The organism is Nocardia sp. NPDC047654 (assembly GCF_043205035.1).
In the GTDB taxonomy this organism is placed as follows: domain Bacteria; phylum Actinomycetota; class Actinomycetes; order Mycobacteriales; family Mycobacteriaceae; genus Nocardia.
In genome coordinates this window covers 37,373-52,560 of the sequence record NZ_JBIDDF010000023.1, presented here as the reverse complement: position 1 = coordinate 52,560, position 15,188 = coordinate 37,373, and the positions used below count along the sequence as shown (strand labels likewise).

The 15,188-nt window shown below is 62.9% G+C and carries 12 protein-coding genes; 3 read left to right on the top strand and 9 right to left on the bottom strand.

The window, feature by feature from the left end:
• Positions 1-188 precede the first annotated feature (188 nt).
• Positions 189-950 carry a potassium channel family protein gene (locus ACGF7Y_RS33835; protein WP_393241223.1) on the top strand — a complete coding sequence of 254 codons (762 nt, stop codon included), beginning with the start codon at positions 189-191 and terminating at the stop codon, positions 948-950.
• A 357-nt stretch (positions 951-1,307) separates the two neighbouring features.
• Here ACGF7Y_RS33835 and ACGF7Y_RS33830 read toward each other — a convergent pair whose 3' ends face one another.
• On the bottom strand, positions 1,308-1,790 hold the full coding sequence (locus ACGF7Y_RS33830) for an SRPBCC family protein (RefSeq protein WP_393241220.1): 483 nt from the start codon (positions 1,788-1,790) through the stop codon (positions 1,308-1,310).
• 70 nt (positions 1,791-1,860) lie between these two features.
• Here ACGF7Y_RS33830 and ACGF7Y_RS33825 point away from each other — a divergent pair, with 70 nt between their 5' ends.
• On the top strand, positions 1,861-2,235 hold the full coding sequence (locus ACGF7Y_RS33825) for a MerR family transcriptional regulator (RefSeq protein WP_393241217.1): 375 nt from the start codon (positions 1,861-1,863) through the stop codon (positions 2,233-2,235).
• Between the two features lie 152 nt (positions 2,236-2,387).
• Positions 2,388-3,743, top strand: coding sequence for a carotenoid oxygenase family protein (locus ACGF7Y_RS33820; RefSeq protein WP_393241214.1), 1,356 nt, complete (start codon positions 2,388-2,390; stop codon positions 3,741-3,743).
• Positions 3,744-3,997: 254 nt separating this feature from the next.
• Here the strand turns inward: ACGF7Y_RS33820 and ACGF7Y_RS33815 are convergent, their stop codons facing one another.
• The 8 genes from ACGF7Y_RS33815 to ACGF7Y_RS33780 form a co-directional block, all read right to left on the bottom strand.
• Positions 3,998-4,756: a TauD/TfdA family dioxygenase gene (locus ACGF7Y_RS33815; protein WP_393241211.1), complete on the bottom strand. Its 759-nt coding sequence runs from the start codon at positions 4,754-4,756 to the stop codon at positions 3,998-4,000.
• 301 nt (positions 4,757-5,057) lie between these two features.
• Entirely contained in the window at positions 5,058-6,056 is a 999-nt protein-coding gene (locus ACGF7Y_RS33810; RefSeq protein WP_393241208.1) for a hypothetical protein, read from the bottom strand.
• A gap of 877 nt (positions 6,057-6,933) precedes the next feature.
• Complete coding sequence (locus ACGF7Y_RS33805; RefSeq protein ID WP_393241205.1) at positions 6,934-7,449, bottom strand: hypothetical protein; 516 nt, start codon at positions 7,447-7,449, stop codon at positions 6,934-6,936.
• 395 nt (positions 7,450-7,844) lie between these two features.
• Positions 7,845-8,603: a hypothetical protein gene (locus ACGF7Y_RS33800; RefSeq protein ID WP_393241202.1), complete on the bottom strand. Its 759-nt coding sequence runs from the start codon at positions 8,601-8,603 to the stop codon at positions 7,845-7,847.
• 11 nt (positions 8,604-8,614) lie between these two features.
• A complete protein-coding gene (locus ACGF7Y_RS33795) occupies positions 8,615-9,940 on the bottom strand; it encodes a hypothetical protein (RefSeq protein WP_393241200.1) in 1,326 nt (441 codons plus the stop codon).
• 11 nt (positions 9,941-9,951) lie between these two features.
• Positions 9,952-12,033, bottom strand: coding sequence for a hypothetical protein (locus ACGF7Y_RS33790; RefSeq protein WP_393241197.1), 2,082 nt, complete (start codon positions 12,031-12,033; stop codon positions 9,952-9,954).
• Positions 12,034-12,895: 862 nt separating this feature from the next.
• Positions 12,896-13,669, bottom strand: coding sequence for an alpha/beta fold hydrolase (locus ACGF7Y_RS33785; RefSeq protein ID WP_393241194.1), 774 nt, complete (start codon positions 13,667-13,669; stop codon positions 12,896-12,898).
• Positions 13,666-15,162, bottom strand: a complete 1,497-nt coding sequence (locus tag ACGF7Y_RS33780; protein ID WP_393241191.1) for a long-chain fatty acid--CoA ligase — start codon at positions 15,160-15,162, stop codon at positions 13,666-13,668. Before ACGF7Y_RS33780 ends, ACGF7Y_RS33785 begins: the two co-directional genes overlap by 4 nt.
• Between the last annotated feature and the right edge of the window lie 26 nt (positions 15,163-15,188).

The window sequence follows — 15,188 nt, the reverse complement described above, 5'->3', positions numbered from 1 at the left end:
GACGCCGTCATCATCGACAGCAGCGGCTGCCGGCGGCAGGAATGCCCCGTCGGACTGCGACATGGATCGGCATGACGCCTTCGATTTCCGTGTGAGAATCTGCGGGGAACGGCCGGTCTCTTTCGTGAGCCCCAGCGGCCGAACTCGCGGTGTCGCCGACGCCGCAGCTGAGCGACACAGGTAGTTCGATGCCCGAAACACATTCCGAGTTCACCCGCAGACAGTCCTGGGAGCGGACGACCGGCATTCCACTGATGGTGCTGGCCGTCGCGTTCCTCGGCGTCTACGCCTGGCAGGTGCTCGACACCGGGGCCTCACCTCGTCTCGACGCCTGGCTCACCCGGGTCGACATGCTGATCTGGGCGGCGTTCGCGCTGGATTTCGCGGTGCGGTTGTGGCTGTCCGGGAACCGGTTGCGGTTCCTGCGCACCCACCCGGTCGACCTGTTGATCGTGGCGCTGCCGCCGCTTCGCCCGCTGCGGCTGCTGCGGGCCGCCATGCTCGTGATCGGCACGTTGAACCGGAACACGACGACGAGAGCCAGGCTCGCGGTGTTCGTCGGGGCCAGTTCGATACTCCTGCTGCTGCTGTGCAGTCTGGCCTTCTTCGACGCCGAGTACGGGGCGGCCGACAGCAAGATCCACAATTTCGGTGACGCGCTGTGGTGGTCGATGGTGTCGGTGACCACCGTCGGCTATGGCGATGTGTATCCGGTGACGACCGAAGGTCGTTTGATCTCGTTGATCCTGATGACCTTGGGCATCGGCCTGATCAGTTTCGCGATCGGCACCACCACCAGCTGGGTGATGGATCAGCTGAAGAGTGTCGAGGCGAACGTGGAGAATACCGACCGGGAGATCACCGAACTCGTCGCCGAGATCAGAGCTCTGCGCGCCGAAGTGGCCGCGATACGCTCCTCGGTTGCGCCGGACAGCGCGCCGGCCGAATGACCTGCGGATCACCGTACCCTTGCTCACGGGTGTCCTCGCGCTGACCGCCGTGGCGCTCAGCGCGGTGGCTCACCGCTTGGCTTGTCCTGATCACGGAAAGCCTGTTCGGCACGACGTCAATTGTCGGCCGGGCGGGGCTCGCCAACTTTCCGTACTCGAGTCTCGTCGACCTGGATGACCCTGCCGTCGCCGCAATCGCCCGGCTGAGGTGAACACGGTTCGACGATCGATCGCGGTCGTCGGAGCCACAGCCGTACGCGCACGGCGCGATCTCGCGCACACCCGAAGGGCGGCGACTGCAGCGGCGGCTCCGAGGAGGGTCGGGGGGCGAAGATCGCGCTCGAGCGGATCGTCGCCTCACAGCGAACAGCCGCGCTGAGGCTCGCCTCGGTCAGCACCGAGCAGCTGTGCGAGGTTGCGCAGGCCGACCTGCGCCCGCCGTCGCATGGTGATGGCAGCGACAGGCAGCAGGGTCCACCGCAGCAGCCGGGTGCCGACACGGCTGTACATCCGCCACCGGATCACGCAATGCTCGGCATCGACGGGGCTGAGGTCGATTTCCATGCGGGGAAGAAGCAGTGCAAGCCTTCCTTCGGTGACCAGCCGCACCGGCGCACAGGCCTCACGCACGCGCAGTGGGATCGTCAATCTGCAACCTATCGGCAGTGTGACTGTCTCGAGATAGCGCTTCCCGACCACTCCGGCAGGTAGCTCGTCGGCGGCGGTGACCGACTCGACGCCGGGGAACCATCGCGCAAAGTTCTCCAGGTCAGTGACGTAGACGAACGCGTCCGCGATCGAACACGGCACGGCTGTTTCGGTATCGGCCAGCAGGTACATCCGGGCTCCTTCCAGGTCGGCCGACCGAGACTAAGGTGTAGACCTAGCTCTACAGTCAAGCGAGAGATCCATGCTGATCGGTGAATTGGAAGCCCGGACCGGCGTCGGCCGACACGCGTTGCGCTACTACGAGCGCCGAGGCCTGCTCGGCCGGATCGACCGCACCGCGGGCAACTACCGCGACTACCCCGAAGAACTTGTCGAACACGTCCGGCTGTTGCGAGGGATGCAGACGCTGGGGTTCTCCTTGGTCGAGATCGGTCAGGTCATGGAAGGTGTGCGCGCTCGCGATATCGACTGTGCCGACGGCGCGGTTTTGATCGCGGCTAAGCGCAGGCAGATAGACGAACAGATCGTCGCCCTGCGCGAACTGAGCACACTCCTCGGCCGAGAACAGCGCCGCCTCGAACAGCGAGCGCGCCGCAACGGCCGAATCGCTCGCTGATTCCGTCCGATCGGCTCCAGGGGGACCAGAATTCTGCACCGCTGTGACCTGCGGTTGCTGCGACCGGCTGACAGCATCGAGAAGAACAAGACTGTTTCTGCGCCGATTGTCGCTGCACCCTGGCGTCCTGACCGACGAACAGGAGTACAGCGATGACAGCGACAAATCGCGACGAAGGCCCCTTGCATCTGGTGGGTAACAACACGCCGGTGACCGAGGAAGTGACCGTGGAGCCGAGCGAGGTCATCGGGGAGATCCCACGCGACCTCGATGGCGTGTTCGTGCGCAACGGACCGAATCCGCGCACGGGAACTTCGACGCACTACTTCGCCGGCGACGGCATGGTGCACGCGGTGTCGCTCGCCGACGGCCGAGCCGCCTGGTACCGCAACCGGTATGTGCGGACCCCGTTGGCGGTGAATCCGGGGAAGTCGCGGTTCGAGCTGGCCTTCGACACGGTCGAAGGCACGATAGATTTCCGCGTCACCACGGCGAACACCCACGTGATTGCCCATGCGGGCCGGGTGCTGGCGCTCGAGGAGGGCGGTTTCCCCTACGAGATCACCCCCGAGCTCGAGACAGTGGGACCGTTCACCTTCCGCGACGCGCTGCGCACACCGATGACCGCACATCCGAAGATCTGCCCGACGACGGGAGAACTGGTGTTCTTCGGAGCCCGGCAGCGTCCCCCGTTCCTGACCTACTACCGGGCGGCAGCGAACGGAGATTTGCTACAGGCGAAAGAGATCGCCGTTCCCCGGGCCACGATGATGCACGACTTCGCGATTACCGCCACGGCGGTGGTCTTTTTGGACCTGCCGGTTGTGTTCGACCCGGTCTCCGCGGCCGCGGGGTTGCCGTGGCGGTGGGATGATACGCACGGCGCCCGCTTCGGGGTCATGCGCCGATACGGCGGGGGCGTGCGCTGGTTCGAGGTCGAGCCCTGCTACATGTGGCACACGATGAACGCCTTCGACGCGGGAAACACGATCGTGGTCGTCGGCGGCCGCATGCCGACCCTGTGGCGCGACGGCCCCGCCGATCTCACAGGCGGTCTGCCGCGGTTGCATCGCTGGACGTTGCACCTCGATTCGGGCACGGTCACCGAAGAACCGCTCGACGATGCCGATATCGAGTATCCGCGGGTCGCCGACGCCGACGTCGGGCTTACCCACCGTTTCGGGTACGTCACGAGCTTCTCCTTGGACCCACGACCGTCGCACTCCCTGATCTACAAATACGACTTCACCCCCGGCGGTTCGCGTCAAGTGCTGCGGTTGCCCGCCGGAAACACCTGTGGGGAAGCGGTATTCGTACCGCGCGCCGACACCGAAGGCGACGATGACGGATACCTGATGACCTTCGTCCACGACCGCACCCGCGACACCAGTCATCTGGCGATCATCGACGCCGCCGACCTGAGCAGCGGGCCGATCGCCGAGGTGCGGCTTCCGGTTCGCGTGCCCAACGGGTTCCACGGCAATTGGATCCCGAGGCATCGGGAATGACGCACTGCCAACATCGGCGGTCCTCACGTGGCCAGCGTCTTGCCGAGGACCGAACATCCCGCCACCGACCACGCGACTTGACGAATGTCCGCAAAATGCCGCCTACTGCGCGGGGCACACAGGCTCACTCGCGCGTACGCCGGTTACGAGTCGCGGCGTTTCGAGAACTCACACAACTCGGCCGAATACTTCATCCTCGACGACACGACTCCATCCTCCTCGAGGACGAAGTCCGGATTGCCGGGAACCCTGGATCATCGAGTGAGGATGTATCCGTCGTCTGGCCGGTGATCGCGGGAGCGGCGCAGGTCGGCGATGGCGAACGTGCGTTGCAACCAGCGGTCCGCGCCGTCGTAGCGAGGTCGGAAGGCGGTGCGGCCGTGGACGGTGACTCGGTTGTCGAGAATGGCCAGGTCGCCGGGCGTCAGCACCGTGGTGCGGCAGACAGAGTCGCAGGCTAGGCCGAATTCGTTCAGCGCTGCCTCGGCGCGCGGCGTCAGCGCGGTCGTCGCGATCGTGGCCATCCGGATGTCGGGGTCGTCGATAGCGCCGGACAGCAGCGGCTGTGGCGAGCGCGCGGCGTTGTCCGAGGGGAAAGAGGGCGGCGGTGCGGTGATGAATTCTGGTGCGAACAGCGTTTCCCGGGCCCCTGGACTGAGCAGGGGCAGTGCTCGACGAATACAGGCGGTACGCAGACCGGCGACCCGCTCGTGGTCGCCACGAAGGCACAGCAGCAGCACATAGTCGGGTTCATGCAGGTGGAAAGCGTTCTCGTTGTGGAAGGTCAGCAACACCGAACCGGCGTTTCCCGAGAATGATTCCTTGCCACGCACCGGTACGACGTCCTGCACGAGAGCCCCGGACTTCTCGGCCAGATAGGCGATCGGGTCACCGAGCCCGCAGGCGATCATGGTGAGTACGGCAGCGGAGACGACCGCCGCACGCTGCACCGAATCCGGTGTCGATGGTGTGGAGGGCAGCATCGTCTCGTCAACCGGCAGGCCGTGGATCACCAGTGACCCGAGCGGTCCCGAGTGTCGGCGGAACTGCCGAACACCGCGACGCAGCCTCAGCGGTAACGCATCCCAGCATTGACGGGCCCGCGCGACCCACGCAGGGTCGTCCACCCGGTCCTGATCTCCCGTGCACAAGGTACGAGCGAGTCGGTCGATCTCGGTTGTGTCAGTCGGGTTCAACTCCAGGTCTGCGAAGTCGACGGTGTCAACGATTTCGTGCATCGACGCTCACTCCCGGTTCAGCACATCAGCGGCAGGCAACTGTTCACAGGTCGAGGTGACGCAGCACATCGGAGTGTTATCCGTGCCGTAGGGCTGACACGGCGTCGGCGATGTAGTGGTCCCCGAATCGGATCAACGGTGCGTACTGGGCAGCCCGCCGATGCCGCATCAGCCGGAGTTCACCGACAGCGTTTTCCGGGCCGGTCGGGGTCTGCGCGATGGAGCGGCGTAGTCGGACCATCGAATAGGCAAGGGTGACATGGCGTTCGCTGTCGATGAGGTCGGCCTCGAGCAGCGCGTCCCTGGCATAGGCGAGTTCCGGATCGCGCGCAACCAACTGCTCATAGGTGTCGGGCACAGCTTTGAGGAGGTCTTTCATCGCGGCGCGGAACGTCTTGTAGCCGCGGTGCTGTCGGCCACTCAGCGGCGTCGCAACCTCTGGCGGCTGCATGGTGGGGCGGACGGTCGCCAGATAGTAGTCCACCGGAATCGTGCTGGCGTGAATCATCGCAGCGGGAAAACCCCGCACGTAGGTGGTCGCGTGTTCGAGCCGTGCCAGCGCAGCATCACCCGCACCGTGGCGCAGATGATGCGCGGCGTCGGTCACCGCGACCGCGGCGCAGATGTTGAACAGAACGTGGACGTGATGCCCGACGAGCCATCGGGCTGTCCACTCGTCCTCCAACGAAACTCCGTCAGGTATCTCGGGAGTGGTCAAGACGTCAAGGGACTGTGCGTCGTCCGCTGCGGCGCCGGTAAGGTCGAGTACGGCCTGCCGCATACCCGCGATCTCCACCGCCAAATCGGCACCCGACAGCGGGGCACTGCAAAGGTCCCGCACACCTCGATGGATGACCAGAACACCGTGCAGGGCTGCCTGCTGATCGGACAAGTCCACCTCACGGACTCGGAAAAACGACTGACTCACCGACTCGGCAGGCAAATCCTCGCCAACCACCGGCCCGGCCTCCGCCGCGATAGCGCCGACCAACCTGTCGGCCGAAGCAGCAGCCCGCTGTAGCGCTGTGGTGCGCTCGACCGGACCGGCATGGGTCGGGACCGCGGCCAATGCCACCGCAGTCCGTTGCGCCTCAGCCTGTATCCGGGCGTTGAGATTCGGGGCGGTCCCCCCCACCCCAGGTCCACGGACAACAGCCACCGGTGGGTGCGGGACCGCCGCCGAGGTACGCATACCGCCAGAATATCCCACGACAAGATCTCTATGCGGGTGTTCGGCCCTCACCGTGGCAACGAATTCCATTGTCCGGTCATCAATCTTGATGCGGGGCGTTCCTGATAGGAAGTGAACCGAACTCGGCGACGAGAGCTAGTAGCTCAACGGCGGTTCGCCGGAGGGAGTTCGGCGACGCGCCCCTCTCCGTTGCTCGTTCTCGAAGCGACCAAGTCAATCGGCCATTACTGCACGTCGGAGAGCATGGACGGAGCCGAACTTCGGATCTGGAAAGATGATCGTCTTTCTGAGCGACGATGACCTGATCACAATGGCTCAGCGCAAAGATGACGGGCGCGATCCATACCAAGTCGTGGACGAAAAGCTGATGAACTTTCTCCGCACCCTGCGTCCATAACTCGCTGAACGCTGCCGAACACCTGTGGTGGTGCCGATGCTGTTCAACGCGGTGACGCCGCGAACCTGGAGCCCGCGGTCGCCACCGCGTGATGAGCCGAGCACTCGCGCGTTGAGCTTAATTCTGTCCGAGAACTGGGACGTCAGGTGTTCGCGAATCCTGGTGGCGTGCCGCCACCTACACCACTTCGAAGATGTTCACGAATAGCGACGGAAAGGACCGGACTCCGGGAGCCCTCACCGCCTCCCCGAACGCACGGTAATGCCGCTGGGCGCGCCATCCGCGAGCGTCCGGATCTGCCGCGTAGCGCGCGTTCGCTGACGATGCGCGCTATTGCCGAATGCCGCGCATTTGGTCGGAGCGTCACAGTTCGGACCATGCGACCCCGAACCATGGTGAGGTTCGTCCAGCTAGTAGCTGGAGGTGGAAGTCAGGGCCTTCATGTGTCCGATCCTCTCCGGGATCGGTGAGTTGACTGATGGTGCAGATGTAGTCGCCGTTTGGGAGTTCGATACTGGACCCGTATATATCCTTGTCGGCGTCCACGGCGGAGTCCGCGAACTGGGCAGCCATGGTGACCGTGTCAAAATTGACGACGACCAGCTCACCGCGCGTCACGGTGATGGGGCCGGTGATTTGCCTGATGACGGGCAGCCGCGGATCTACCGGCGAATCCGAAAGGTCGAGCCGCCATTGCTCCTCGCCGCCGGTTCCCCAGAGCAGTATCGTCCGCTGCCGCATCTCCGATTCGACGCGCTCGAACAGCATCTCCAAAGTCCAGTCTTCGCCCACGAACGACGTGTACGCGTGTGGGTCGACAAGACCGAGGAATCCCGAGTCATCGGTCATTTCGTCGATCCGATGCCGAAGCTGCGCCATGCGGTAGTCCTCCCCGGATTGATCACCGAACCCTACAGCGCACAATGCTCGGTCGAACACCGAGCCCACTCCAACGGCGTCCGCGAAGAAGGCGGAACAGCGTTCCCGAAAGTGCTCCGGCGCAGAGGAACTGACAACCCGACCCGCTTCGCGCGGGTCGCGGCATGATTGCCCCAATTACTGCTACTGGAATCTACTGTGTCAGCGAAGACAGTCGGCGCTGTCGCGGCCCGGTTGCCGGGCGTGGGGGGCGGCCGGTGCGCGCGACTCGAGGGGCGCAGTATCGGTTCCAGATTCCGCCGGGCGGCAACTCGAGAGGTCGAGGCGAACCGGGCGTGGCCACCCGCAGCCCTGTTGCGGACTACGAAAAAGGAGTAACGGAGGTCGTTGTTGTGTCAGCTCAGCAGGTCCCATGCCGGGCCGGTACCGAAGCCGGGGAGGTGAGCCCAGAGATAGTCGTTAGCGGGGTGTTCGTTTCCGGCGCGCATGGCCGCGTCCAGGTCGGCCGAAGTGGTTGGTGAGTTCGGATCCGGTTCATCGGTAGCGTATGACTCGGGTCTGGGTGGGATGAGGAATTCGCGGTTCTCGTGTTCGACATATCGGTAGCCTGACTCTTCGAATTTGCAAAATTCTCTATAGAAGACCGTTGCTCGTCCCCATCGTGTCTCCGGTGGTCGGCTTTCATCGAGTGGGGTGTCATAGAACTGAGTGGCCGGATCGGAAGCCACAAAGACGATCTGGCCGGCATCGATCGCTTCGTGTACCCATCGGTGGTTGAGGAACATCGACCAGTCATTAGCCCAGAGGACGTTGTACCCTGGCTCTCCCCTTAATTCCTCGGTGCCGGACAGCCTTCCGATGACCGCGATGTCGGATGTTCGGGGCATAGCGCGCTCGTCGAAATCTATCGGTGCGGCGATGTCGAAGGGCAGCTCGGCGAGTAGCCTTCTGTTCTCCCTGATTTCATCGGCGTGTTGCTCGAAATAGGTGAGAAGAGGCTCGATTCTATGTCCGAGATTCCTGACGAGTTCGATATCTCTGGGCAACAGGCATTTCTCGGCCTGCTCGGGTTCGGGGTCTTCCCGGATGGGAGGCAGGCTGTGCCGGCGGAGTTCGGCTTTTCGGGCCAGTACCTGATACAAGTTGGATGGCATGGTGTGCACTTTCAGAGGGTTGCTCCGGTTGCCGTGAGGCCGATTATGTTGTCGTGCATGTACTCCTGTGCGTCGGATATGTTCCCGACGATAGGTTCGACGGCCTTCTTCCACACCAGCTCACGGCTCGTCAGTAGCTTTTCGTGCAGCCCGGAGCGTTGCGGCGCTTCGAGGATCGTTTTGGTCAGCAGGTGAGGACTCTCGAGAAGTCGGCGTTGATAGATCCAGCTCAATCCGGATGAGAACGCCGGTGAGATACGAGGAGTGAGTCCGCGCTCGGTACTCATGAGGGCTTCGTTGATCTCAGCCGTATCGGCTCGCAAGGCGGGTAGCCGGGTGGCTCGGTGGATCAGGTCGGCGAGACCGGTGTCTGTCATCGTTTGCTCGTGGGTTACATTTCGCAGGACAGCGTTGAATTTCTCCGCCACTTCGGCCGCAATCCGCGTGACGGGTAGCGGTGCGGGTGGTCGATCGCCCGCGGCGCTCCTGTTTCCTTGATTGTAATAATTCAGCGCGCTCTGGTTTCCCAAGATCTCGAAGGAGGTGAGATACGACAGTGCGGTATCACGGGTATGCCGTCTCCGAGGTCCTGTTCTGATGGGAAGTTCCACGATGGTGTCGTCGTAACTCCCCGATTGCAGGCTGGCGGCGGTTCGGAGCAGGGTGCCGAGCATGATGTCCGGGCGGATGATGCGATTCTCGGTTTCCAGGAGCAGGCCGTGCGGAAGAGAGACGATGGACCAGGTCCCGCGGCAGTTACGGGCACAGATGCGATCCGCGGGGATGACGCCGGTATTGGCGACGTCGTCACCGCCGTTGGCGATGATGATGCGAACACCACTGTTTTCGCCGTAGGATCTGCCGTCGCCGGGTGGAAGCTCGAGGATCTGGAGGTTGCGTCCGGTGACCGGATCGCGCTTCCACTGGTCGCGAAACCGGGTCGGATCGTAGGTGTCCGATGTCGACAGGTTGAAGCCTTCGGGGATCGGCGTGAACTTCGAGAACGATTCGACCAGCTTTCTCGCGGACGGCGTCCTGCCGCTGTGAAGATCTTCGACCAACATCGCCAGTAGCGTTCGGGCGTACCTTTCGAATCCAACCATCCCCGGCCACGATGGAGCCCGGTTCCTATGTCGGTGCAGGTATCTGCGATTGAGAAGCTTCCGATAGATGTCACTGCCGACGTCCATGCGGAGCAAGTGCAGTAGGTCTGCGACGTCGCGGTCGAGGAGGGCGATACCGTTGCCGAGATCGCGAACGGTCACGGTGATATCGGTGCGCGAATTGGGGTGGCGGCCGAACCACAGCGTGGTGTCCGCGGGTGACGTGTCTGACATGCGTCCACCCCTCAGGCTGGTATATAGCTGGATGGGGTATGCAGGACGAGGTCGTACACGCTGGGCTGTCCCTCCTTCTCTACGCTGATCTGGCCGTAGGCGTCGATCAGATAGTCCGGGCTCAGTTGCCCCTGGAAGAGGAACGGCTCGGCGACGACCTGCTCGAAGGGCTCGAGCTGGTCGATCGGCTTGCCGTGTTGATCGATCTTGGCCACCATGCGCCCGCCGAAGGCATACCAGTGCCTTTCGGGGCCGGCCACCGGAATGACCGCGTCGAGCCTGCCGCCGAGAGTGGTGATGACCCTGGGGAGGTTCACCATGATATCGGATTCACCCTGGATGATCCTGATATTCCCGTTCTCCTCCAGGGTCCAGGTGAAAACGGTGGCGTCTTTTGTGGTAACGACTTTGGTTGTGTTGGTGACGGTGTCGTAAAAGCTATAGGCGCAGTCGACATCACGGGTCATCGGCGGGTATGCCAAAACCGACAGCGGCACCGGGTTTTCCAGACTCATCTCCGGGACAGAATCACCGGGCCGCATACGTGGAGTAAGGGTGTAGATGCAGTCTCGCCAGAATGCGAAGGATCGGGTGGGGGCTTGTTTCGGTCCTTTGTAGTAGCCGATGATTGCGTCGGGTACTTCGGGTAGTCCCAGGTCGGATACGAACATTTGGGTGAGTCCGCCGGGGCCGGATGGCGGTATGCTGCACACGCCGCCACGGAAGCCGCGGGGGGCGATCCACACAGCGCACTTGTTGGCTACGTCGTGATCTACGATCACCGAACGGCGAGGACGAATCCACTCGTATCGAGCGATATTGATACCGTCGACGCTGAAGCCGTCGTAGTATTGCCCGAGCCGTTCGGTCGGGATAGCGATCTCCGCGCTCTTGACTCCTTCCGCATCGGCCGGAGGAATCACCAGGGTTCCCACCGGGGATTCCCCGCGATAGCGGAATCGCCGGCGGCGGTCCGGCAACTGCGTTGCCCCGGCCAATCCGTCCACCGGCAGTTCGAACATCAATCCGATGTCGTGACCTTCTCCTTGCTCCTCCATTTGGCGGAAATAGTCGACGACTTGAACCATCGCGGGTGGATCGTGCAGTTCCTTCGGCATCGGCGTCGTAGCAACAACTGCCAGATATGGTTCGCTACTGGAAATCTCCTCCACCGCCAGGATTTGCGCGAGGGCTCCGGCGTCTCTCGAGATGTCCAGACTTATTATGTCGACCTTCCCACGATCCCAGTTGATCACGTACGACTGCACGAATTGCATCGGAAAGTGGTACTGGTGATCGACTTCGATCTTCTTGTATCGATTCGGAATAAGCCAGCCGAACGACAGATAGTCGAGCGGCAGGTAGAAGACTTCCTTCGTCGCCTTGTCGACGGTGACCGTCGTCAGAACATTGAATGCCGAGAAACGCTCGGTTGCCGCGCTGGACCCCAGATGGAACACCGCCTCGAAATGCGGGGACAGCGCAGAATGGGCTAGGTCCGGATCGCTACGGTCTCGACTGCGCTTGATCGACCAGGAAACCCACGGGCCCTCCTCTGTTGTGCCGCCGGCAGCCACCAACTCGTAGTCTTTGAGTGTCCACGATGCACCGCTTGTGTAAGCGTAGCTCAACCCTGCCGTGGGGACGTCGCCGAAGAAACCCACGCTTGCGCCGATGGTTGTGGAAGTGCTGACGGTCTCGGCCTCGTTGTGGGTGATCGGTGAGTAATCGCCGAGGATCCAATCCTTACCGTGCTGAACTCCTGAACTTGCGGACGGAGTGGCCGGTTGAATGGTCACCGCGAAATTCTCGAGAATGTGACCGTTGTCCTTCAGATGGTCATGCGCGAGATCACGACTGTTCTTCAGGCCGTCCGGTGTGAACCGTCCTGCGAGAAGGGAGTGCGTCGCCCACTGCCCGTCCACGAATGGTCGGCGTAGGCGGGCGGTGTCGAGCACCGTGCCACGAGTGCTGATTCGAACAGCTCGCCCTCGTTCGGGCGTATTCGGTGTCGCCACCTCTTCGATGAGCTCGAACTGAAGCGATTGCTGATAGGTACGTGACGGTTCGAAACTCGTCGCCCGGCGCGTCACATATCGCGTACTCCTGGCATCCGAACTCGGCACATTCGCCGCTGACCATGCCAGAGCGCTCTCGCCCTCTTGCGCGGGAGCATCCTGGACGCGATCCGTCTGTCCTGCATTCACCCTACACCACGCCTTTCCATCAACCAGTCGAGCGCGTACTCGCCGAAACGAACCGACCCACGACCGCAGTCGTACGGGGTAGATCTTCGATTCGAATGTGATAATCTGCCAGGTCACCACTTCGGATAAGTTTGACTGCGTCGATCTTCGTGCCCGGACTTGAATCCATTTGATTCATCACGTCATCTGGATACGACCAGGGGACGGCCATGTATCAACAGCTCATCCGACTCCAACGAAATCTCGGCGCCTCCTTGCCGGCGGGCCAACGGGCTGTCACTCGACGGGGGTCCCGTGACAGCACATCCACTGGTCGGCCGGCGACAATCGGACACATACGGCATCGAAGAAATTGGTTGCGCTGCCACCGATCTCCATTCGCTCCACTTGCACGAGCACCCTGGAGCGGGCCCATCAACTACAGCGGGATGTCCTGAGCCGAACAGCATCGACGGCTCTATCCCATCGGCGCCGCACACCTTTGGGGTGATTGCCTGCCGGCATTCATAGATCCCAGCAGGAACTCTTCGAATGTATTGCTACGGTGACGTGAACCACTCTACCATCTGGAAACGGTTTTCGTCACCGAAATGCACTGTGTCACAGAAGAACACCAGAAACCGTCGCGTAGCCGACCGGTCGGTGTCTATCGGTCGCCGGGCGAGGGCCGGGCAACGCGTGTTGGCGTTCGCCCGTATACCAGGCGTACTCGATTCCGCTGATCCAATGTCGGCGACTGATGCGAAAGCTATCCCGACTCCCCCGTGCCGGTCGTGGCGAGTATCGTCGAAGCGACCAGTCCCGGATCATCGATCATCGGCACGTGCCCTATACCGGGCAGCACCTCGAAACGCGCCTGGGGCAAACGCTCTCGCGCGATCCGCCCATTGACCCGTGGGGGAAAGATCACATCTTCACCCGACCAGGCGAGCGTGATCGGGCACGGCAGTTCCGCCACTTCCGGCATCTGTTCGACAGTAGCCAACAGGTCCTCGAGGACCGTGCACCCGATCAGATCGTCGGCCGCCGCCAACGCCTGTGCTGGGGTCAATCTATCCGCGTGACAGGCGATATCACGCATCGCCAGCCGTCGGACCGATGCCGATTGCAACGCCAGTGGGTGGATTCGGCGCGTTCGACGAGTCAAGCCGACCATTCGGCGCAACTTCGCGGTTCCGCCCCCTCGCCCGTGACCATCCGCGTCCCAGCACCCGGCAGGCGAGAGCGCGCATACACTGATCGCCCGGCCACGCAGCGCGAGCTCGATGGCCATCCACCCGCCCAGCGAATTCCCAGCGAGATGCGCACGATCAATCCCCATATCGTCGAGCACGCGCTCCACACCGTCGACCAGCTCCCGTACGGTAGCCGGATGGCGCATCACCGGCGGGCCACCCCGATGCCCGAGGGCGGTTGGTGCGACCACCTCGTGGCGGGTCTGCACGAGCGGAATGACGTCGTCCCACACCCTCGCGGACATGGCCACGCCATGGAGCAGTACAAGAGGCGCAGCGTCCCTCATGGCTGCCCGTACATTTCCCGGACGACGGTCTTGTGAATCTTCCCCGACCCGGTGGTCGGTAACTCATCGACGAAGACGATGTGCTGGGGCACCTTGTACGAGGCCAACCGCCCGCGCGCGAAGTCCAGCAATTCCCGCTCCGTCACTGCGGCACCGTGCACCGGCACCACGACGGCCTTGCCCACTTGCCCCCAGCGCTGGTCCGGCACCCCGATCACCGCGCACGAAGCGACCGCGGCGTGCCGGCACAACGCTTGTTCCACTTCGGCGGGGTAGATATTCTCGCCACCCGAGATAATGACGTCCCGCGAGCGATCGACCAGGTAGACATAGCCGTCGTCGTCGACAATCGCGATGTCGCCGGAGTGAAACCAGCCGTCGCGCAATACCGCCGCTGTCGCCTCGGGTTGCCCCCAATAGCCCCGCATGACATTGGGCCCGCTGACGACGACCTCCCCTCGAACGTGAGGTGCTACCGGATGTCCTTCGGCGTCCACGACTCGCACATCGGTGAAGAACGATGGCACTCCGGCGGATCCCAGCTTCGATTCCGCGTGCGCACGGTCCAGCAGCAGTGCCCCTGGCGCGGTCTCGGTCATCCCATACCCCTGAAGGAAACTCAACCCGCGGTCGAGATAGCGCCGGATCGTGTCGTGCGGCACCGGCGCTCCACCACACAGCAAGATGCGCAGGCTCGACAGGTCCGCGTCGGTCCAGCGCTCGTGCTCGGCCAGCGCGTCGAACATCGTCGGCACACCGAACATCCAGGTGACGCGCTCGCGTTCGATGAGATCCAGAACCGTCGCCGGATCGAATTTTTCCAGCAGCATCACGCGTCCGCCCTTGAGCAGGGTCGGCAGGCAGACCATGCCGAGGGCGGCGGCATGGAACAGTGGGGCGGTGATCAATGCCACCTCGTCGGCGGCGATATCGCTTTCGATGATGACATTGACACAGTTCCACGTCAGGTTGCCATGGGTGAGCATCGCCCCCTTCGGTCGACCGGTACTTCCAGAGGTGTACATGATGAGACAGACATCGTCGAGACCGACCGGCTCATCGATCTCGGCGAACGAAGCGGCCGCGAGCAGTTCTTCGTAACCGCCCGGGCCGTCGACTCGCAGCATGCGCCGATCCGCGATGTCCGCGACCAAGGCGTCGAAATCGGTCGTATGGATCAACAGCCGCGCGCCGGAGTCGTCCAGCACGTAATCAATTTCCACCGCCGTCAATCGAGCGTTCAGCGGAACGAAAACCGCACCTACCCGTCCCGCCGCGAACAACAGCTCCAAGTAAGCGGGGTGATTCGGCCCGAGATAGGCGATGCGATCTCCTCGGCGAATGCCCTTCTGTCGCAATACTTCTGCTGCCCGAACCACGCGATCGTGCAACTGCATGTAGCTGACCGACCGGTCTGCGGTGGTGATGGCGATGGCCGACGGGGTCATCCTGGACCGGCGCTCCGGCCACGAACCCAATCCTTGATTTCGCACCTTCGGTTCTTTCCCTGTCGTGGCGC